24 protein-coding genes and 2 riboswitches are annotated in these 21,894 nt (G+C 37.9%); of the genes, 9 read left to right on the plus strand and 15 right to left on the minus strand.

The genetic code is table 11. The features are described from left to right. Positions 1–12: 12 nt before the first annotated feature. The 11 genes from lpdA to JKP73_RS19000 all read right to left on the minus strand — a co-directional run bounded on the left by lpdA (position 13) and on the right by JKP73_RS19000 (position 11,171). Entirely contained in the window at positions 13–1,449 is a 1,437-nt protein-coding gene (lpdA, locus tag JKP73_RS18950; protein WP_200411674.1) for a dihydrolipoyl dehydrogenase, read from the minus strand. Beyond that, positions 1,450–2,670, minus strand: a complete 1,221-nt coding sequence (locus JKP73_RS18955; protein ID WP_200411675.1) for a dihydrolipoamide acetyltransferase family protein — start codon at positions 2,668–2,670, stop codon at positions 1,450–1,452. Between the two features lie 11 nt (positions 2,671–2,681). Next, complete coding sequence (locus tag JKP73_RS18960) at positions 2,682–3,704, minus strand: alpha-ketoacid dehydrogenase subunit beta (RefSeq protein ID WP_021290491.1); 1,023 nt, start codon at positions 3,702–3,704, stop codon at positions 2,682–2,684. A gap of 1 nt (position 3,705) precedes the next feature. After that, entirely contained in the window at positions 3,706–4,770 is a 1,065-nt protein-coding gene (gene pdhA, locus JKP73_RS18965; protein ID WP_038245863.1) for a pyruvate dehydrogenase (acetyl-transferring) E1 component subunit alpha, read from the minus strand. Further along, positions 4,771–5,259, minus strand: coding sequence for a thioesterase family protein (locus JKP73_RS18970; protein ID WP_308436512.1), 489 nt, complete (start codon positions 5,257–5,259; stop codon positions 4,771–4,773). A 284-nt stretch (positions 5,260–5,543) separates the two neighbouring features. Next, positions 5,544–6,203, minus strand: a complete 660-nt coding sequence (locus JKP73_RS18975) for a GntR family transcriptional regulator (RefSeq protein WP_021290488.1) — start codon at positions 6,201–6,203, stop codon at positions 5,544–5,546. Positions 6,204–6,574: 371 nt separating this feature from the next. Beyond that, positions 6,575–7,984: an APC family permease gene (locus JKP73_RS18980; RefSeq protein ID WP_200411676.1), complete on the minus strand. Its 1,410-nt coding sequence runs from the start codon at positions 7,982–7,984 to the stop codon at positions 6,575–6,577. Between the two features lie 593 nt (positions 7,985–8,577). Then, positions 8,578–9,207, minus strand: coding sequence for a queuosine precursor transporter (locus JKP73_RS18985; protein ID WP_021290486.1), 630 nt, complete (start codon positions 9,205–9,207; stop codon positions 8,578–8,580). 50 nt (positions 9,208–9,257) lie between these two features. After that, entirely contained in the window at positions 9,258–9,776 is a 519-nt protein-coding gene (queF, locus tag JKP73_RS18990) for a preQ(1) synthase (protein ID WP_438874673.1), read from the minus strand. Between the two features lie 183 nt (positions 9,777–9,959). Continuing rightward, positions 9,960–10,006: riboswitch (PreQ1 riboswitch) on the minus strand. Between the two features lie 80 nt (positions 10,007–10,086). Continuing rightward, on the minus strand, positions 10,087–10,851 hold the full coding sequence (gene yidC / locus JKP73_RS18995) for a membrane protein insertase YidC (protein WP_200411678.1): 765 nt from the start codon (positions 10,849–10,851) through the stop codon (positions 10,087–10,089). Then, positions 10,791–11,171, minus strand: coding sequence for a hypothetical protein (locus JKP73_RS19000; RefSeq protein WP_038245866.1), 381 nt, complete (start codon positions 11,169–11,171; stop codon positions 10,791–10,793). The genes yidC and JKP73_RS19000 overlap by 61 nt, the downstream gene beginning before the upstream one ends. Positions 11,172–11,392: 221 nt before the next feature. Beyond that, positions 11,393–11,497, plus strand: a riboswitch (TPP riboswitch). Between the two features lie 96 nt (positions 11,498–11,593). On the opposite strand from JKP73_RS19000, the gene JKP73_RS19005 reads away from it, so the two are divergent. The 4 genes from JKP73_RS19005 to JKP73_RS19020 are packed head-to-tail and all read left to right on the plus strand — an operon-like array spanning position 11,594 to position 15,218. Beyond that, a complete protein-coding gene (locus tag JKP73_RS19005) occupies positions 11,594–12,208 on the plus strand; it encodes a YkoF family thiamine/hydroxymethylpyrimidine-binding protein (RefSeq protein ID WP_267903277.1) in 615 nt (204 codons plus the stop codon). Beyond that, positions 12,201–12,782, plus strand: a complete 582-nt coding sequence (locus JKP73_RS19010; protein WP_021290482.1) for an ECF transporter S component — start codon at positions 12,201–12,203, stop codon at positions 12,780–12,782. The genes JKP73_RS19005 and JKP73_RS19010 overlap by 8 nt, the downstream gene beginning before the upstream one ends. Beyond that, entirely contained in the window at positions 12,779–14,458 is a 1,680-nt protein-coding gene (locus JKP73_RS19015; protein WP_160807563.1) for an ABC transporter ATP-binding protein, read from the plus strand. The genes JKP73_RS19010 and JKP73_RS19015 overlap by 4 nt, the downstream gene beginning before the upstream one ends. Continuing rightward, positions 14,433–15,218, plus strand: a complete 786-nt coding sequence (locus JKP73_RS19020; protein WP_160807564.1) for an energy-coupling factor transporter transmembrane component T family protein — start codon at positions 14,433–14,435, stop codon at positions 15,216–15,218. Before JKP73_RS19015 ends, JKP73_RS19020 begins: the two co-directional genes overlap by 26 nt. A 189-nt stretch (positions 15,219–15,407) precedes the next feature. Here JKP73_RS19020 and JKP73_RS19025 read toward each other — a convergent pair whose 3' ends face one another. From JKP73_RS19025 to JKP73_RS19035, 3 genes are all read right to left on the minus strand, one after another. Next, a complete protein-coding gene (locus JKP73_RS19025) occupies positions 15,408–15,563 on the minus strand; it encodes a DUF1540 domain-containing protein (RefSeq protein WP_021290479.1) in 156 nt (51 codons plus the stop codon). A gap of 104 nt (positions 15,564–15,667) precedes the next feature. Further along, a complete protein-coding gene (locus tag JKP73_RS19030) occupies positions 15,668–15,976 on the minus strand; it encodes a CHY zinc finger protein (RefSeq protein ID WP_038245868.1) in 309 nt (102 codons plus the stop codon). Between the two features lie 16 nt (positions 15,977–15,992). Next, positions 15,993–16,640, minus strand: a complete 648-nt coding sequence (locus JKP73_RS19035) for a pentapeptide repeat-containing protein (RefSeq protein WP_051739259.1) — start codon at positions 16,638–16,640, stop codon at positions 15,993–15,995. Between the two features lie 168 nt (positions 16,641–16,808). Here JKP73_RS19035 and JKP73_RS19040 point away from each other — a divergent pair, with 168 nt between their 5' ends. The 5 genes from JKP73_RS19040 (at position 16,809) to JKP73_RS19060 (ending at position 20,823) form a co-directional block, all read left to right on the plus strand. Then, positions 16,809–17,318, plus strand: coding sequence for a DUF4178 domain-containing protein (locus JKP73_RS19040; protein ID WP_038245869.1), 510 nt, complete (start codon positions 16,809–16,811; stop codon positions 17,316–17,318). Between the two features lie 78 nt (positions 17,319–17,396). Continuing rightward, positions 17,397–18,065, plus strand: a complete 669-nt coding sequence (locus tag JKP73_RS19045) for a PspA/IM30 family protein (RefSeq protein ID WP_038245870.1) — start codon at positions 17,397–17,399, stop codon at positions 18,063–18,065. 88 nt (positions 18,066–18,153) lie between these two features. Continuing rightward, complete coding sequence (locus JKP73_RS19050; RefSeq protein WP_021290474.1) at positions 18,154–18,756, plus strand: DUF4247 domain-containing protein; 603 nt, start codon at positions 18,154–18,156, stop codon at positions 18,754–18,756. A gap of 30 nt (positions 18,757–18,786) precedes the next feature. Continuing rightward, on the plus strand, positions 18,787–19,182 hold the full coding sequence (locus JKP73_RS19055) for a DUF350 domain-containing protein (RefSeq protein WP_021290473.1): 396 nt from the start codon (positions 18,787–18,789) through the stop codon (positions 19,180–19,182). An 87-nt stretch (positions 19,183–19,269) separates the two neighbouring features. Further along, positions 19,270–20,823: a polyamine aminopropyltransferase gene (locus tag JKP73_RS19060; protein WP_021290472.1), complete on the plus strand. Its 1,554-nt coding sequence runs from the start codon at positions 19,270–19,272 to the stop codon at positions 20,821–20,823. A gap of 15 nt (positions 20,824–20,838) precedes the next feature. Here the strand turns inward: JKP73_RS19060 and JKP73_RS19065 are convergent, their stop codons facing one another. Beyond that, the gene (locus JKP73_RS19065; RefSeq protein WP_101953565.1) at positions 20,839–21,867 is read right to left on the minus strand and encodes a serine hydrolase domain-containing protein; all 1,029 of its coding nucleotides are present in this window, start codon (positions 21,865–21,867) and stop codon (positions 20,839–20,841) included. Positions 21,868–21,894: the final 27 nt, after the last annotated feature.

Raw genomic sequence — 21,894 nt, forward strand, 5'->3', positions numbered from 1 at the left:
ATCTGAGCATATCTATTTGTTTGCTAAGTCTAACGGTTTATTCTTTGGCTTTATGTGAATAGCTTTATCGGTTAATCCTTCAATTGCTTCTAAGATAGTTTCATTAAAGCTAGGATGAGGATAAAGCGGGAATGACAAATCTTCATCCCTTCCTACTAATTCTAATGCCGTGACCCCTGTACTTATTAGCTCAATTGCACCTGCTCCTATTGTATGGAAACCTAATAGAAGGTCAGAATCAGCATCTTTAATAACCTTTGCTATCCCATCTGTTTGATTCGATATCGTTGCATAACTATTCGCAACGTATCCAAACTGGCTTGTTTTCACATGATATCCTTGCTGTTCTGCTGCTTGTTCGGTTAAACCTACGACTGCAATTGGAGGAATGCTATGAACAACTGTTGGAATCATTGTTAAGTCAACCTCACTTGATAACCCGGCGGCAATTTCAGCCGCTACTTTCCCTTGTTTCATAGCTTTAACAGCTGAAGCGACTCCATCGGTTACGTCACCGATAGCGAATACGGAAGGAATGGTAGTTTTCATTTCTTGATTAATGGCTATAAAACCTGCTTCTGACAGTTGAATTCCGATTTGGTCAATGCCTAAAGAATCAATGTTTGGCTGATGGTTTGTTTCTACATAAAGATGCGTTCCTGCAAGTGTTAATTGATTATCATGCTTGGTAAGTTGTAGAAGAATGCGATCTTCTCTCGGAGTCACTTGTTTCAATTGATATTCACGGTAAACATGTATTTTCTCTTTCTTTAAAATTCGCTTTAATTCTCGATTGATCGCATGATCAAATGGAAAATCGGCTCGATTATTCAAAACAATCGACACCTTTGATCCCATTTTCCGATAGCTAAAAGCTGCTTCTATTGCGATATAATCCGCTCCATAAACCACCAGTTCTTCCGGGACCTCATTTAAATTAAATATGGTCTGTTCTGTCATGATACGAGGGTTGCCCATGAGGGAGTTAGGCAAAATTGGTGATCTGCCGGTTGAAATAATTGCTTGTTTAAACTCAAACAGTTCAAAACGATGCTCCATTTCTACACCAATTCGATGTTCATTAATAAAGTTGGCCCTACCATGAATCACTTCAATTTGGTTGGTTTTACATAGGTTTTCTACACCAGCTCGTAATTGTTGCATCGTTTGTTCTTTATAGGAGACCAATTGATGGATTTGGAAAGACAGGTTCTCTGCTGAAATACCAAATGATGAAAGATGCTTTACTTCATCTAAATGCTTAGCGGCATTTGCAAATACTTTAGAAGGAACACATCCTTTATTTAGACATACCCCACCTAGATGCTCTTGCTCGATCATAGTAACTTGTAAACCTAACCTTGCAGCGCGAATTGCTGCATGATAGCCCCCAGGCCCACCGCCAATAATAATTAATTCCCGTTGTTCTGCAAATTCGCCCACAACCATTTACATCAACTCCAATAATAACTTCGCCGGATTTTCAATCAGTTCTTTAAAGCGATTCGTAAAAGCAATGGATTGTGCCCCATCAATTACACGATGATCAAAAGATAAGGAGACATTCATTATCGATCGTATGTTAATTTCATCGTCTTTCATAACGACTGGCATCTTCCTTGTTTTATGAAAAGTCATAATTCCGGTTTGGGGATGATTAATAATGGGTGTTGCACCAGTACCTCCAAGTGGACCTACATTATTAACAGTAAATGTACCTTGGACGCGGGCTTCCGATGCAAGTTGACCACTATTTGCTTTCGCAGCAACGGCTTTCATTTGTTGATCAATGGTACGAATCGATTTTTGATTTACATCCGGAACAACGGGTACCATTAAACCATTTTCTGTATTCGTTGCAATTCCAATATGATAATCCGTTAGTAATTGGATGACCTCAGCTTCTTCATCAAGTCTTGCATTAAAAAGCTTATATTCTTTTAAACAAACAACGATTGCTTTTACAAAAAAGGCAGCAAGGGAAACCGTATCTTTCGATTCCTTCAAGGCATTACTAGCCTCGATTAAATACGTAACATCTACTTCATCATAATGGGTAACATGCGGGATCGTTTGCAACGAATAGCTCATCTTTTGCGCTATTTGTTTACGAATTCCAGTAAATGGAATAACTTCACCTTGCTCATCTACCTGTTTCTTTTCGATTGTTTTTTCAACCTCTATGTCATCTGAAGGTGCAGATTGATTTGCAAAGCGATACACATCTTCATCTATAACGCGTCCAGAAGGGCCAGTTCCCTTTATTTCCTCTATATCAACGTCTAGCTCTCTAGCAATCTTCCTCGTATAAGGCGCAGCTAAAATGCGGTTATATTGATTGAACGAAGCAGCAGGGAATGCTTCTTCTATGAGAGGTTTCGTATCATCAACCATTATTTCTGTTGTTTGCTCCTGATTATTAGAATTAATTTGTTTATCATTAGCTATCTCCATTATTACTGTACCAACTATTACAACGTCCCCTGGTTCATATAGAATAGATGTAATCTTACCAGCGGATGGGGCAGGTATCTCTGCTACCATCTTATCTGTTTGTAGCTCGACCAAAGGCTGATCGATAGATACTTCATCTCCTACCTCGACAAAATAATGTATAATTTCTCCTTCTGTCATACCTTCGCCTATATCGCTAAATTTGATCTGAACCATAATATCACCTCCTAAAATTCATACACCTTTAGAATCGCCTGCTCTATTCTGTCTGTTGTTGGTAAATAATCATTTTCTAAGGCAAAGAGTGGTACGGGAACATCAAATCCTGTCACTTTCTCAATCGGTGCTTTTAAATAAAGGAAGGAGGTCTCATTAATGATCGATATGATTTCACTACCAATTCCTCCAGTTTCATGACCTTCATGAATAATAACCACTCTTCCCGTTTTTTGTACGGAATTAGCAATAATCTCTTTATCCAGTGGGTATAAGCTACGCAAGTCGATGACATCACATGAGATAGCTTGCTGCTTCATGTTTTCAGCTGCTTCCAACGCAATTGGCATCATTGCTCCCCAAGCGAAAATGCTCACATCTCCTCCTTGAGCAACCATTGTTCCTTTGCCAAGTTCAATATGATATTCCTCCACCGGTACCTCGTAGCGCTTACCGCGATACAGCCGCATTGGTTCTAAAAATAGAACTGGATCCGGGTCTTCTACTGCTGCGAGCAATAATCCCTTCGCATCATATGCAGTAGACGGACATACCACCTTTATCCCAGGCATATGGGCGAAAAATGCCTCTACGCTATCCGAGTGTATCTCCGGAGAACGTACCCCAGCACCATATGGAGCCCGGATTACCATCGGCATATGATAATGACCTAACGTACGTGTTCGTGTTCGTGTCACATGTGTTGCAATTTGCTCAAAAGCTGGATAGATAAACCCTAAAAATTGAATTTCTACAATTGGTTTTAGTCCATTTAAGGCCATCCCTACAGCCGTGCCAACAAAACCGGCTTCGCTCAAGGGTGTATCCATTACACGCTGTTCACCAAATTTTGTCTGTAGTCCATCAGTAGCCCGAAACACCCCACCATTTTTGCCAATATCTTCACCTAGTAAGAGTGTTCGCTTATCTTTTTCCAGTACTGTCTTTAGCCCATCATTAATCGCTTGTATCATATTGAATGAATTTGTTTTTACTTTTTCCCCTGTTTTGGCTAATTCCTTTGACATAACCATACTAGCCCCGTCCTCCTCTAGAAATAATCTGTTGTCTCTGTTTCGCAATCGTCCATGTTGGTTTTTCAAAAACATAATCAAACATATCCGAGACTACGGGTTTTTGATAGTTTTCCATTCGACTTATTGCATTGTCCAGTTCTTCTCCTATTTCTTCAGATAGGGAGGACTGCCATGCAGAATCCCAGATATGACGCCCCTTCATATGCTTTTCAATACGAATTAACGGGTCAACCACTTCACGTTTTTGGTTGATTTCATCTTGGTTACGATATTTAGATGGATCGTCAGCAGTTGTATGTGCACCAAATCTCATTGTTACTGCTTCAATTAATGTAGGACCTTCCCCTCTTTTCGCTTTATCTAGCGCTTGCTGTACAGCGATATATACAGCCAATACATCCATTCCATCTACTCGAATACCGGGGATTCCATATGCTTCCGCTTTTTGGGCAATTGTTTCCGAATTCATTTGTTTTTCAACCGGAAGCGAAATAGCATATCCATTATTTTGATTAAAGAAAACAACTGGAGCTTTAAAAACACTAGCTATATTTAATCCTTCATGGAAGTCCCCTTCTGAGGTTGCTCCATCCCCGAAATAAGCGATTGTCGCATTTTTACTTCCTTTATACGTTTCGGCCATTGCTGCACCAGTAGCATGAGGCAAATGAGTAGCAATTGGTATTGAAGCAGGCATGATATGTTTTTTCCTTGATGGAAGACACCCCTCTATCCGGCCATTCCAATGTAATAGCATCATGTCTAGATCTGCGCCAAAGGCTAGAGACGCACCATGGTCCCGATATGTAGGAAACATCCAATCCTCTTCTCCCAAAGCAAGTGCACTACCTACTTGGGCTGCCTCCTGACCTGCAAATGGTACGTATGTTCCAATTCTTCCTTGTCGTTGTAAAGCTACCCCCTTCTGGTCGTACGTACGAATACGTAACATATGGTAATATAATGATTTTACTTTGGCTTCATTTAATTCTTTTTCATACGTTTGATCCTGCCATTTCCCGTCTTTACCCATAACTTGAAATAATGGATATTTCTCTTTCATCTATATCCCACCTTTTTCTACTTTTATATTCCCTTCATTATAAGAAGGTCTAATTGGTTTCCTTTCTAACTGGCTAGATATTGAAACGTTTCCTCCAATGCTTGCTGCTCTGACTTTCTCTTGAATTATGTGCTTAGGTAAGATAGCTTGCCTAACTTCTCCTTCACCTATCCTTCCATTATCATTCTCTACAATCAGTTCAGTTGTTACCATTCGCTTTGTTATCTCTGATACCGCAGCCGTCAATTTAACGTTCGTCCCTAACGCGGATGGTGCTATGTGATTTAAGGCAACTGCTGCACCCATAGCTTCTTCATTTTCTTCTAAGTATGGAAGAATGCACTGTCTAGATACCCATTCCATGTGATAAACCATTGACGCAGTGGAATAAACTGGATGCACAACTTCTCCTCCAAATTGAGCAAACATTTCTCTAGTTACTTCTACCGTAATTGTCTTTGTATCCCCAATACACAGCCCTTCCTTCATTGACTATCACTCTTTCCTAAGTAAATAATGTATGCGCTTTCAATATGATTTAATCCTTATCCGGTTGCTTTCGAAACGTACGTATCTAAATTTTTAGTATATTTTGTATGTTACAATATCTTATAATTATAGTCAACTGCATACAGTTAACTAAAATATAAGAATGGCATAATTGTTAAGGAATATAAACAAAGAAACGTTTCGAACAACTACAGCTCTTGAATATCCTTAAAAGTCACCTGCTCGCGCTTTAGCTTTACATGAAAAAATCCAGATAACGTTGCCTATCTGGATTGAGCTTTTTCTATATGCATGAGTACACCGTCTAGTCCTTTTTTAATATGTTGTTTCATCAATTCATTTGCTTCTGCTTCATTTCTCTTAAATAGCAGCTCAGCAAGTCGTTCATGTTCACTTACAAAAGAAGGATAAAATTCACCCTTTACCATGCTTATTCGCATATAATGAATTTTTGTACGAATTACTTCTAACAATTCTTTTAATTGTTTATTTTTGGATGCATGAATGATGATATCGTGAAATTCTTGATCCAGCTTCCCTAATTCAATTGTCTTCTGCTGCTCATATGCTTGGTATGTAGCTTGTAAATTATTGGTTAGCTGCTCTTTCTCTACTTCCGTGATATGGTAAATGGCAAGGCTAATAGCTAAAGCTTCCAAGCTCTCTCGGCACTGAAAAATATCCACTACATCTTGAACGGTAGGTGTGTAAACGCGAACATAGCCTTCATTATAAGTAAGTAAACCATCTTGAATAAGCATTCGAATAGCTTCTCTTACTGGTCCTCTGCTGATGCCTAGCTTACTAGCTGCTTTTGCCTCAACAATACGTTCAGAAGGTTTATACTCCCCTTCCAAGATTTCTTCTTTCAGAATATGATAAGCCTGTAAATGTAATGATTCAGGTTTAATAATACGTGTCATAATAACCTCCAATCAGAAAGCTAGTTCTTTATTCTCATTCTTTTCTGAATATATAGGTTATATTATATCAAAATCTCAATGTCTTTGTTTATGAAATTTTAAAAACTGTAATGAAAGGAAAAACTTTATTTAAATAAAGAGGATCGCTAACTTTGTGGGGCACACTATCGAGAAGAGTCTTTTTCAGCCATAGGCAAAGAGCGAAGAAGCACAGAGCGTGACACTCCCTGCAGCAAAACGGACAGTTCCAGACCCCACCGTGTGTTTTTTCCACGAGGAGGCTTGAGCGTTGTCCGCGGGAAGGGGAAGATCTGTGCTCCTAAAGGCAAATAAAATACGAGTTGCTCTACCAGCTGAGGGACATCAACAAATTATGCCACTCTATTCATTTCTTTCTTCATATGATCATCCGCATATGCCTTACCGTATTTTTTCATTGAATAATTGTACAAGATCACCCCTAAGATGGCCCACACCCCAACAATAACCCATTCATATGGCCATATCAAAGCCGACGGCATACCAGGCATATACAGTATCATAACACCAAAAGACATCACGGCAGCGACCCAACCAAACGTGGTTCCAAAAGGTAGTTTAAACGGTCGAGCCATGGTAGGTGCTTTTTTCCTTAATAAAATAAATGATATAGCTACCATTAGCCATGCTACGACTAAGCCTAATCCACCAGCATCCACTAGCCAAACTAAGGCGGGACGTCCTAATAAAGGTGCAGCAGTGGAGAGAATAGCAATTAATAAAATTGCTTTATGTGGGGTTTTATATTTTGGATGTATGTCGCCAAGTGATTTCGGCAGCATCCCAGCTTTGGCAAGGGCATAGATTGCTCGGCTGCCTCCAACATAAAAACCGATCCAACTTGTCAATATACCACCAATCCCACCTAGCACAAGGAAATTCCCCATTAGTTGGCTGCCGCCGAACGCCTTTGCCATTGCATCTGCCGTGACTAAACTAGACGCATTAAGTTCTGCAGGACTTAATATCCGAGAAACTCCAAAGATAATTGCAATATACCAAATCACTGCCAGAATAACAGAGAATATTAATAACTGCCCAATCTTCTTTTGTGGTAGATTAATCTCCTCAGCTGCTTGTGGAATAACATCAAAACCTACAAACATAAATGGTGTCATGATAACAACCGTCAATATATCAGCAAGCCCTGTTTCTAGCAAGGGCTGCATGTTCTCCACTTTTCCTCCGAATGTACTCCCGGTAATTAACATAAGGCCAGCTACTAAAATGATTAATGTTAATATAAATGAAATAACTGTAGTCAGCTTAATCCCCCGGTAGTTAATCCAAGCAACTAGGATGGAACCAATAATACCTACACCTGCCCAGGTGAGCGTAACATCCCAGCCCGCAATGGTATATAAATAACCTTGACTATAATTAGGTATAACATATTCAAATACAGTTGGAAGAGCAACAGCTTCAAAGGCTACAACAGATACATAACCAAGGATAATTGACCATGTAGCAATAAAAGAAGCCACTCTCCCCATTGCCTTATATGTATACACATGTTCTCCACCAGCCAAGGGAAGCGCTGAAGCTAACTCCGAATAGGTTAATCCTACAAAAACGACAAGTAGGCCGCCAATAACAAATGCCAAAATAGCTCCTATTGATCCAGCTTCTGTAATCCATAATCCAGATGTAACCACCCATCCCCAGCCGATCATAGCTCCAAATGCTAGTGCTAGCACATCTTTATTACCTAGAATTTTTAATAACTTATCAGATTCATTCATAAAAACCCTCCAGATCATGTGTTTTTATATTAACAAACTATTCCGAAATATCATGATAAAAATTCTTCCTTTTACGATGTTACCTATGATATACATCAAATAAATTGGGTTCTGATCCAACCAACGTAAAGAAAACAGCGTTCAATCCTTCAGATGCAAGTGAAGCATTCTTTTCAGCCAATGTTATTGCTGGTTCATGACACAATGTGGAGAAGGGAACTAAAGACCAATTATTCCATTTGCAGTACTGCCGTTTCTGCCAATTCTTCTATTATAAGACCAATATTTAGATTCCAAAGGGAAGAAACAGCGTCCCATAGATGCCGCTGCCTTCTTGCAAAATCACTTTTGTCCCATTAGCTTGCTGCTCATGAATGGATGATATTGGTTGAAAAAATGCTTCTTATCTAATTCGAATAAATTGCTCCCAGTAATACCTCCGTTTTATACAAAAAACCAGTCATATAGACAGAAATCACCTAAGGTAGATCTATCAATATAACTGGTTTTGATCTAACGGAGCGCTTTACTTTATCAGTAAAGTCAATTAGATTCAGCAGTTAATTTTTATATAACTTGAGTTTACCGAAAATTCAATAAACACGCAAGCCTTCCTGGTGTACTTCTTGCTTTCTCGCCCACTTTACTAATAGATAAGCGAAAGGGGTATCAATAATAGCAATAATTAATTTAAATACATATTGTGTAATAACCATACCAATCAATACATTAAAAGGTACAACTCCCCAAAATGCAATCACAATAAAAATGGAAGTATCTATGAGTTGGCTGGTCATCGTTGAAATATTATTTCGCAACCAAAGTTTTTTCTCCCCATGATTCGCTTTCAACCTATGAAATATAGTAACATCTAGATGTTGACTGGCAAGGTAGGATAGAAGACTTGCAATCATTACTCGAAAGCTACCCCCAAGGATCTGTTCAAATTCTTCCTGCAGGCCAAATGCTGGAGCAGCAGGTAAGTGAACCACAATGAAAATAAATAACATCCCAATCAATTGTGTTATAAACCCTGCTTGAACCGTTTTTCTAGCGGTTTCCTTCCCATAAACCTCCCCAATAACATCTGTTAGCAAATAGGTAATGACATAAACTACTGCAGCACCTGGCAAAATAAATTCGCCAATTTGAAATAGCTTCACTGCTAATATATTTGATAAAAGTAAAAGCCCCACAAACAAAGCATTTAAGTAAACAAACATCGTATTTCATCCTCTTCTGAAGTAGAGGAACATAGCTAACCCTCATAAACTTAACGATTATCTATTTTCTCTGGATACATATCATGATTCAGCAGACGATGCTCTGCCATTTGTTCGAACTTGGTACCAGGTTTTCCATAATTACAATATGGATCAATGGAAATACCCCCGCGTGGTGTGAATTTTCCCCAAACTTCGATATAACGTGGCTCCATAAGATGAATAAGATCATTCATAATTATATTCATACTGTCCTCATGAAAATCGCCATGGTTACGAAAACTAAAAAGATAGAGCTTTAGCGATTTACTTTCCACCATTTTCTGATCAGGAATATAACTAATATAGACTGTCCCAAAATCAGGTTGTCCTGTTTTCGGACACAATGTTGTGAATTCAGGACAGTTGAATTTTACAATATAATTACGATTTGGATGTTTATTGTCAAATACCTCCAATACTTCGGGGGTATAACCAAAAGCGTAGTTCGTCCCCTGACTTCCCAATAACGTTACGCCATGCAACTCATCATTACTTCTTCCAGACACAAGTAAAACCTCCTCTTCCATGTTTACTGCCCTTCGAGCTCACACAGCTCAAGCTCCTCCTAAAGCAAACTTTTTCATCGAATGTAACCCAACGTATGAAGGAAAGCTTAAGGGGGGGATCCTGAATTAGACAGTTGTCACATATGTTTATTCTTTCATATAAAAAAGCCATGGCCCAAGGCACATGGCTTTTTATCGCATCAGTTGTCCTTAGTTTTTTATAGAGGGTTATAGCTAAGAACCTCTCCAATTTTATATGGATCCGAATATCCATTTTCTCGCCTAATTATATATATCGAGTAAAAGGATGTCAATCACATCTTTACTAAACTCATTGCTGCACAGCATTTTTAGGGTAATATAATTTTTTAGCAAGTAATGTTTGAAATACTAGAAATATCCCGCTGACCGTCCAATATAACGGCAAAGCTGCTGGGGTATTAAATGAAATGAACCCAATCATCACAGGTGAAAGAAGTCCCATAATGGCCATTTGTTTCTTTTGTTTTTCATCCATACCAATCATTGAAACACGTGACTGAATAAAATATATCGCAGCTGCAATAAATGGCAAAATGAGATCAACTTCGCCTAGATTAAACCATAAGAATGAGTGGGTCGCGATTTCCGGTGAGTTTCTAATTGCATAATAAAAAGCGATAATCACCGGAAATTGAATAAGCATTGGCAAACATCCCATAGAGGTTAACGGGTTGAATTGATGCTCTTGATAAAGCTGCATCATTTCTTGTTGCATATTGGTTTTGGACTCTTGATCTGTTTTCCCTTTATATTTTTCTGTAATAGCGTCCATATCAGGCTTCATTTCATTCATTTTCTCTTTTATCTTAGCGCCGCTTTTTGTTTGTTTTAATGATAAAGGCATTAAGAGCAAACGAATAAGCACCGTTATTAAAATAATGGATAAACCATAATCCCCTCCAAATAACACAGCTACATATTTCATGAGCCCGGAGAATGGATTGTCAAAATGAAATAATCCACTATCTGCTTGGCACCCCGTTAAAAAGAAGATTAGAATGATACCGACAATGGCATATTTTTTAAGAAAAGTGAGTATAAATTGACCTTGCATTGTTTTCCTCCTCGTTGTAATAAATCCTTAAAAAACGAGAAGGACTGCTGGTCTGTATCATCGTCTGGTGAAGCGATACGCTTCGTCTTTTTAACTAACCATTGCAAGATTTCTGCACATTCTCCTAGCAGTTCCTGCATTGGCAATAATCTTACCCGCTGATTATGATATTCCCTCGTTAATACATTGTTATTTTCCATTATACTTCTAGCATCGATAGCTAGAAATTGATATGTCGTGACAATCGTCAATAATAGACTTAAATACAGTGATAGCGGAGATACATCATTAAAAAGTTCATTTAACAACTCAATCGTCATTTATACTCACCTCCTTTTCTTGCTTAAATCTTTCTTAATTATAACACAGCTTAAAACCTATTCCTAAGCCTAATACCTGATTATCATGATTCAACATGACCTGAAAAATTTTCCTGGATTTTTTTAATTAGTTAAAAGACAAGATAAAATCTAACATATTTACAAATGATTCGAATTCAACTATTCTAATAGATGGACATATAAAAACTGCATATCTATTTTTATTGCACTAGGGGAGCTATTTTAAGATGGCTGAGAGGAAAATGATCTGACCCTTAGAACCCGATCTAGATAATACTAGCGTGGGGAAGTGCAGTCGTTCAATAAAATGGAACAGGCATTGCCTTATCATATTATTTATGAAGACTGCATTCCCAAGAATGCAGTTTTTTTGTGTATGTATCGATAAGGAGGAGATTACGTTGAACAACCAACCGATCACATGTAGCACAAGTAGGATTGCAGGCTGTACATTTGCTATTTATCCAATGACGGATCAATTCGTAGATGTTATTACAGCTTCATTAAAGGAAGTTGATACATCGAAGGTTTGGATGAAAACGACAGATGTAGAAACCTGTGTCCGAGGGAGAATATCTCATGTTTTTGATGTAACGAAGGCGCTCTTTCTACATGCGGCAAACACTGGTCATCATGTAGTTTTCAGTGGCACCTATTCCATCGGCTGTCCTGGAGATTCTGATGGAGATGTTTATTTATCAGAGGATGATGAGCGGTTAAATACCAAATTACTAAAACGAATGAGCCAGGAAGTAGCTGGAAAGTTTTCATTGTATCCGCTAGGAGGCGGAAATTATATGAATATGATTTATAACCAAATCGAAGAAATGAAATTACATGGTATTGATGTTTCTTCTATTCACTATGCAACACGACTAGATGGCGATGGTGAAAAGGTTTTTGATGGCCTTGAACGCGTATTTACCAACATGGAAAATTTAAAATCTTCACATACTGTTATGACAACCACGATTTCTGCCAACAGCCCTTCAAAGAAGGAGAAAATAAATGAATAACTGGAAGTTGAAAGAAATCATTGTGATGTCCGTACTTGCCGTCGTGTTCGGAATTGTTTATTTAGCATTTTTACCAGTTGGAAAACTCCTCGTATCCTTGCTAGGACCAATTGGTTACGATTTTATATTTGGAATCTGGTTTATCGTATCTATCATTGCTGCCTATATCATTCGCAAACCAGGAGCAGCGTTTTTATCAGAGACGATTGCTGCTACCGTCGAAATGTTGCTAGGAAACGCGATGGGCCCGATTATTATTATTACAGGAATGATTCAAGGGTTAGGAGCAGAGGCTGCCTTTGCTGCCACTCGATACAAGCGTTATTCCTTATGGGTCCTTATGCTGGCTGGTATTGGCGCCGCTATCTTTAGTTTTGTATGGGGTTACTTTAGATCCGGTTTTACCGCTCTTTCCACCCCTTATATTGTAAGTATGCTGGTCATCAGAATGATTAGTGGTGCCATTATTGCTGGCTTAATTGGGAAAACCATCAGCGATTCCCTTGCCAAAACGGGCGTACTTTCCAGTTTTGCTTTAGGAAAACAAATAAGAAAGGAACGTTCCGTATCATGATTAATGTTTCCGAACTTTCTCTTTGGTTTGATGGAAATGATGAAAAAGCAATTATCCAAACGCTAAGTTTCCAATTAAATAAAGGGGAAGCAATGCTATTACTAGGCCCAAGTGGAAGTGGCAAGAGTACACTGACACGTTGTTTAAATGGGATATACCCTCGAGAATTGGAAGGTATGCTCAAAGGCGATATCCATATATACGATCACTCCATTCGAGAGGCTCATCCTGGTACAATAAGTAAACAAGTAGGAGTCGTATTTCAGGACCCCGAAACGCAGTTCTGTATGTTAACGGTGGAAGATGAGATTGCTTTTGGACTAGAAAATATTCGCACACCTTCCAACGAAATAGAAGCAAAGATCGATGAGGCATTAGAATTGGTTCAATTAAGCTCGTATAAGCATGCTTCAATAAATACACTTTCTGGTGGACAAAAGCAAAAGTTAGCACTCGCTTGCGTACTTGCACTACAACCAAATTATCTTGTTCTCGATGAACCAACTGCTAATTTAGATCCAAAATCAACTAAGGAATTTATTCAAACAATAAGACATGTATGGACAGAACAGCAGATCGGGCTTATCGTTATTGAACATCAACTGGAAGGCTGGATTACTTTTATCAACCGTGCATTTATCTTGTCCAAAACAGGCAAAGGTATCTATGATGGTCCTCTCGTTAAACTTATTGAAACAAATAGAGAAATGCTTCAGCAGCAAGGGATTAGGCTACCTAAAATAACTGATCTTGTACTTACAGCTACCAGACAAAACAAGGCAAGTTATAAGAAGATACCATTGTCAAACGAGGATGTGTTATCATCAGTCACTATGGATGCCAGCTTCTTAGAAAGAAACCGTGTAGAGATAGCAAAGCCACAGAAAAAGAACGTTATTCTCTCTGCATCGGATGTGAATCTTTATAAAAACCAGCAGCGAATTCTAAACCAATTAACTGTCCGTCTATACGATCAATCCTTTGTAGCAATCGTCGGACCGAATGGAAGCGGAAAAACAAGCATGACGCGTTTATTAAGCGGAATAGACCGACCTTCCAATGGTGATATTCGCTTATATCAACGTCCCCTTAATGAATGGCAGGAGAAAGATGTACGAAAACAAATTGGATACGTTTTTCAAAATCCTGAACATCAATTTATCACAGATACGGTTTATAACGAGATTGCCTTTAGTTTACGACTAGGCGGTGAGCATCGAGAAAGCGTGATTCAGGAACAAGTTCAGAACACGCTATCACATTGTGAATTACAGGGTTTGGGGCATCTGCATCCCTATTCATTAAGTCAAGGACAAAAACGAAGACTGAGTGTAGCAACAATGATTGTGGATGATCAACAGGTCCTTTTCTTAGATGAACCGACATTTGGACAAGATGCTGCCTCCACTGCGAAAATAATGGATCTGTTGGAGCAAAGACATAGACAAGGCACTACGATTATCATGGTTACACATGATATGGATCTGGTTGATAAGTACGCTGATCGTGTGCTTGTTTTAGAAAAAGGGGAAATTGTAGCTGATCAATCGCCTGATCAATTATGGAAACAAGAAAAGTCAGTAATTAAACGATGGCATTTAGATTATCCCAATCGAATTCAATTGAAACAACAAATGGAGGAGGATCGCCATGCGTTCGTTTCTAAATCAACTTAACCCCAGTTTGAAAGCAATTACAGTTGTTCTCTTAGTTTGTTTACTGACGTTTGTATTCGACCCTTTTACACCATTAATTTACTGCATGTTCACCGTAATGGTTACCATTATATGTGGAAAAGTAGCATGGAAATGGTACACGCTTTATTTCTCGGTTATTTTTTTATTATCCTTTGGCATGCTTTGGACAACCATTGCGTTTGCAGATCAACCAACGAATCCGGGTGTCACGATGCACATTCTATTTTGGGATTTACCAAAAGAAGATGTAACAGTAGCAGCCGCATTAACATTACGAATGCTCGCCTTTGCTTCTTTATCATTTATGTTTATTTTTACAACAAACATGGTTGATTTTATTTTGAGTGTCATGCAGCAGTTCAAGCTTCCACCTAAACTTGCTTATGGCGTATTAGCAGGGTACCGTTTTCTACCATTAATAAAAGAAGAATTAATTCAAATCCGATCAGCGCATCGTATTAGAGGAATCCATCGTGCTAATGGCATCAAAGGTTCCATTCAACAATATAAACGATTTGCTATCCCCTTGCTGGCCGGGGCTATACGAAAAGCGGAACGTACCGCAATAGCGATGGAGTCAAAAGGATTTAACGGGGATCGAGATCGTACGTTTTATCGTCAATTTACATTGAAATGGAAGGATTGGGGTTTTTTAGGCATGATGCTAATCGTATTTCTAATTACCGTACTCTTTTCCATGAAGTTAGGATATTTCAGTTGGTACAAGGGACAGTTCTAGGGGAGAAAAGGATATTCGTTTTAAATTCTTCTGCATTTGGCCGCTTAATAAGCGATTGTTTGGCTTCATTGTAGGGAGAAATCACCTTAGAAAAAATTAATGTATAAACAGGAATGAAATTGATTATTATTATCAATAATAATCATATTAAAAGGGATAACCTCCCAAGGTTATCCCCCCAAACAAATTTTAAGATTCTGGAACAAAGGTTTTACAGTCGGTTTCTTTACTAGTGGACGCCTGCTTACCTTTATGACTGACTACATAAATGGCATCTGCATTACATTTATTTCCATTGCTCCAATACACACAGTTATTCACTTCACAAAGTACATCTTTAGCCAACGTATCACACCTCCTTAATGTATTAGGATTAACAATTAGGAGGTGATTGATACTTTAGTCTCTGTATATTCTTTCGATGCAACATACTGCGGCTTACATCCTTTTCATTCAAAGTATAAGTGATGATGCAGCTTACATCCTTCGTTAAACATAGATCCACAACAAGTACATTTATCCATTTGTTGATATTGGCGAATCGTAAATTCCGTTTTACATACACCACAGAGGATTACCTTGTGATCAAATTCCTCTTTTTTCCAAACACTTATTTTATGACCTTCTGCTTGGTGGCATTGGTAACAGGGATAATACTTTCCACAACATTTGAACTTGATTGCAATGATATCCTTTGTTGAATGATAATGTACACATCTCGTTTCTTGATCAACTACTTGTCCATAAATAGGTATCACCTGTTCATCACCTCTACTATTCGTCGTATTTTACTTGCACGCCAAATAATTCAATAAATGAAACAGCCTGTTCAGCTGATATGATTGCTCCCCTTAACTCTTCTCCAGTTAGATGAATGGTACGAAACTGGCAATTACTTAGATCGATCGAAGCTAATGAGGAGCCTGTGAATGTAACATCTTGGATGACAGAATAGCCAAACTGAACATTGTCAAATTGAACTTCCATAAAATTAGCGCCCTTTAACAAGCATTGGCGAAAAGCCATATCTCGTAATAGCGTTTGATTAAATAAACAATAGGGGGCTTCGCATTCGATGAACTGCACATCTTGAAAGTTTGCTTGATCAAAATCCGCACCTGCTAATTTACAATTATGAAATGCAACACGATTAAAATATGCATCTTGAAAATCAACGTTTGATAGGTCACATCCATTAAAAATCACATCCGTCCATCTAGAAAAGGAGAGTCGTGATTGAGATAACGTTACTTTCTTCAAGTAGACTTCTTCAAAACGAACATGCTCCCCCACTAATGGCCCCTTTATCTTTTCAATCCGCGACAGCTCAATTAGATCATGATAAGAAAGATGCGTTAGCTCGATTTCCTCCAAATTCTCAGGTAGTTCCGGCTCGTGAATGGCTCTTTGTTTTCTTTTCATACATTCCCTCCTCTCCATTCTACTTATTACTTAAATTGTACATGAAATTTTTCTGTCACGGAATGTTCATACAAAAGTCCTTAATGATTTTTATAAAAACTGAAACTTATACATTTTTCATTCGTATTAGTATAATGAAGTTAAGAATAGATAAGTTGAGGTGAATAGATGAGCATACTGGGAAAATTATTTGGTAAGAAAAAAGAATCAAGCAACGCGATTGAAGAGCGAAATATGTTTAATCTTGAAATGGATGATATTGTAACTTTTGATCTAGAAGATTACAAAGTAGTAGGTAAAATCAATTATAATGACCATGGTTTTAAATGGCACGCATATCAGCTGCAAGGTACGCATAAAACATTATGGTTGAGTGTTGAGATGGATGATGAACTGAACCTTGGAATGTATGAGAAAATCAAATTACCTCTTCAAGAACCTATCCCCAAACAAATAGAATACAATGGTACAACATATTATTTAGACGAATCTGGTACTGCTAATGTATCAGGTGTTGGGCGAAGCGAAAATCTGTCTGGAACCACGTGTAACTACTTTGATTACATGGATGATGAAGAAGAAAAATTCCTATCAGTTGAAAAATGGGGATCCGAACTAGAAGTTAGTACTGGTTATACCATTGAAGAATTTGAATTAAAAATTATCGCGAGTAAATAATTTCCTAAGCTAAACATTCACAAATTTCATCATTAAGTTACTTACATTTTAAATAAAATTATTGGAGGAATGAACAAGATGTTTAAATTTTTTAAACGAATGAAAACCGTGGTCGAATCCGAATTGAATTCTGCCCTTGATAAAGCAGAGGATCCTGTAAAAATGCTCGATCAATTCATGCGTGATATGGAAGAAGATATCCGTGAAGCCGAATCCGCTGTAGCAAAGCAAATTGCCAATGAAAAAATGATGCTCCGTAAATACGAAGATGCTAAAAAAATGGTTGAAAAACGGGATGAGCAGGCGATTAAAGCGATTGAAGCTGGAAATGATGATTTAGCAAAACGTGCGTTAGAGGATAAAAAAGCACATCAACAATCTGCTGATTCTCTAAAAGAATCGTATGATCGCGCGAAGCAAGACTCTACTTCTCTACGTACGAAATTGGATGAGATGAAAGCTGAATATCAAGAAATGAAGCTGAAAAAAGACTCCTTAAAAGCAAGAGCAGAATCTGCCAAAACGAGAACCAAAATGAATCGCACATTATCTGGTATTGGCAGTGATGAATCCAAACAAGGTTTCGAGCGTATGGAAGAAAAGGTACTAAAATTTGAAGCTGAGGCAGAAACAAGCGAAGATTTACGTCAGTCAAACCGTAGCTTAGACGACGAATTTGAAGCATTAGAAAAAAATGATGTAGATGATGAGCTTGCAGCATTAAAGAAAAAACTAGGGAAAGAATAACTGGTTTTAACATCAGACATCAGAGGAAAGGAAAGGTCCCCCCTCTGATGTCTGAAAAATTGATTCCATAAAAGAAGAAGGTGAAACCATGAAAAAATCACTTTTCTTTGTGCTGGTTTCTTTTACGCTTGTCCTATCAGCTTGTGGTGGTAGTATGAATCAAGCAGCAGGCTCAACCGCGTTTAACGATGGAATTGCTGAATTTATAAATGATACTTATACCTTTCATGATGTGGTTAGCAGTCAAGAAGACTCCTCTGACATCTCAGAAATCTACATAGCGGAAAATAAAAGTGTGGATGAAGTAGTTTCTGAATTACAGGAGTATAAGGAACCTCAAAAAGTAAGTGAAAAAAGTGACCAAAAGCAAGCACTTGTCTATAATAATTTATTCGTCATTATAACAGAGGATGAGGAAGATCCTGATAATTCTACAGTAGAAGTTGCCTCGAAAAACTTTGTACGTGATAACTATCAACCAAGTTTTTTTAATGGGCTATTTGCGTTGTGGCTATTGGACGAAGTTCTTGATGTCGACGATTGGGCTAAAAAGAGAAAAAATAAATGCGTCAACACCAATGATTGTTATGGCGGCTATTATTCATCTGGTGGTTTTTATAAAAATTCAGGCGACTCCAAATCCATACGTTCTTCCTCCGTACGTGGTGGAGGGCCTGGATCTGGGAAGTAAAAATAAACTAATGGAGAAAGGAAGAAAAGAATGGAACCATTCGTATTAACAATTGTATATTTCCTTATCGCGGTTGCAATTATTTTAGTTGGCTTGGCTATCTTTGAAATGATAACAAAGCAATATAAAGATTGGGATGAAGTATTAAAAGGAAATCATGCAGTTTCTTTATCTATCGGCGGTAAAATCGTAGGTATATCTATTGTTCTTGCATTTTCTATCTATAATAGCGCACATATTCTTGATACGCTTATTTGGGGTGTAGTTGGAATTGTCTTGCAAATGGTAGCATACGTATTATTCGAGCTGTTCACCCGCAAGTTCTCCGTAGAAGAACAATTAAAACAAGGGAATATTTCCGTTGGAATTATCAGTATGTGTGTATCCGTGGGATTAGGATTTGTTATTGGAGCATCCATTACATAATAAAATCCACACGCAGCAATCGGCTAGCAGTCGATTGCCTTTTTCTTTAAAATAGGTTTAGATGAATTTGAACAGGGAGTCCTAACTGTGAATGATTTAAGTATAAAGCAAAGCAAAGCTATCTATTGGGCGTCAGGAATCGTCTCTATTTGTGGTATTATATTTGAAGTCTTATTTGGTGCCGCTGGATCCTACTTACTTGGGGATGGGGTTAAACAGTATACGCTCACTATTTCCCTTTTCCTCACCGGTATGGGGATAGGAGCCTCCATAAGTGAAAAAGTAACGAAAAACTTAATATTGTCTTTTGTTTGGATTGAATACGCAATTGGTATTCTTGCTGGTTTCTCTACTTTTGTATTATTTGGAGTAACCGCCTTCTTGAGTTCTGGCATGGACGCATTTTTCTTATATTTTATTACCCTTGTGGTTGGTGGTTTAACTGGTGTAGAACTGCCAATATTGATCCGAAAAGCAAACGAGATAGGCGTAACCGTGCAAAAAAGTACGGCAAAAGTACTTTTTTCTGATTATGCAGGTGGCTTAATTGGTGGATTATTGTTTGTTTATTTATTTCGACCACAATTCGGCCTTGTGAAAACTGCCTTTCTTGTTGCTATTATTAATGTCCTTGTCGCATTGTGGGTTTTATACTACTTCAGAAAAGAGATACGAACATTTAAACGACATTTTATTGCTGGAATAATTATCTTTGTTATTCTTGTTTTCGGCGTTTTATTTGGTGAAAAAACAGCATTTTTATTTGAACAAAAGCTGTACGAAGACCCTATTGTTTACAATGAGCAAACCGATTATCAACAAGTGATCTTAACAAAAGAACAAGGAGATCTAAGACTCTTCCTTGATGGGCAGCTGCAATTCAGTTCAGAAGATGAATACCGCTACCACGAAGTACTAGTACACCCTGCCATGGCAACAGCAAAATCACCTAAAAATGTACTTGTTCTTGGTGGGGGTGACGGTCTAGCCTTACGTGAGCTACAAAAATACGATCAGATAGAATCAATGACATTGGTCGACCTTGATCCAAAAGTCACTGAATTGGGCAAGACAAATCATGAAATTACCGAATTGAACAATCATGCCTTTGAAGATGACCGAGTAGAAGTCGTTAATCAAGATGCCTTTCAATATTTAAAGAAAGACCAAACATTTTACGATGTCATCCTAGTTGACTTGCCAGACCCGAACAATGAGTCATTAAACAAGTTATACACCTTAGAATTCTACCAACTACTTCGTAATCATCTAAAACCCGGCGGGTCCATGATGGTTCAAGCAACTAGTCCAACCTTTGCAACAGAGGTATATTGGTCCATTAATCAGACCATCGAGGCAGCAAATCTAGAAACGGATAACCTTCATGTTGATATACCAAGCTTTGGTGATTGGGGATTTGTATTAGCTAAACGAGAAGCAGTCAACCTGGAGGAAGTCGATATAAACGTAGATACAAAATTCCTAACCAATGACGTATTAGCTGGATTAACTACTTTTGGAAAGGACATCGATCAGCAGCATATTACCAATAATAAGGGAGATACAGTTTCCCCAGAGGTGAATACCCTGATACGTCCAAGCCTAATTGAAAAATATGAAAAGGCATGGCGCAGTTATTAATAGAAAAGCAGCTCATCAATGGAGCTGCTTTAAACGTAAGTTATTTTCTAGTTCTTTCATAAGATGAAAAGATCCATTTGAAGTATTGGAACATGCAACGAAAGTAATAGCATTATCTGGATAATAAGCGGAATGAAAATTCACCCCAGGATCATACCCCATCAAATGATACTTTCGTATGGATTCTCTACTTTTCTCAATCCAAATACCATAACCATAGAAAGAGTTCTCGTTTTCATGAACATGTGGTGTTAGTAATTTTTTTGTATAATCAGCATTTAATAATTCGTAATTCATTAATGCATCCCAAAGCCTTTCCATATCATCAACCGTAATAAATGCTCCTCCATCAGCCCCCCCTCGTATAGGTAATGAATACATATTTGTACGCCATGTTCCATCAGGTTCATCAATATACCCTAGAGCAGTCTGGCTTGGTAATGAGTCAAATGAAAAGTAACCCGAATGATACATATGAGCTTTTTTAAAAATATGTTCTTCTATATATTGCGTAAACGATGTTCCGGTTACTTTTTCCACGATAAGACCAAGTAATATATAGCCGGTATTATTATAATGGAACCTTTCTCCAGGCTGCATTTTCATTGGCTGTTGTTGAAATAATGGAATAAAATCACATAATTGGCGAAATTGATACATTGGATTTTCTTCCCACAATTCTTCAAAATCTCCCATCACTTCCTCATCAAAATAATCAGGCACCCCCGACGTATGTGTCAGTAAATGATGCACCGTAATTCCATTCGTCCATGGCAATTCAATATCTAAGTAATCTTGAATATCGTCATGAAAGGATAACTTCCCTAATTGAATAAGTTGACAAATGGCAATAGCAGTAAAGAGCTTACAACCAGATGCAATTCCAAACCTGGTGTTCACTTCATTTGGTAATTCTTCTGAACGATTCCTATAGCCAGAACTTAATTTTATGGATGGTTGTCTACCCTCACGTACCAACAATGCACCTGAATAGTTCATTTGTTTGGTTATATATTGAAACCTTTTAGTTACGTTTTTATTCATCATGTACCCCCCCTTAATTGTTTTATT

Source organism: Virgibacillus salexigens, assembly GCF_014905415.1.
Lineage (GTDB): Bacteria > Bacillota > Bacilli > Bacillales > Amphibacillaceae > Virgibacillus > Virgibacillus salexigens.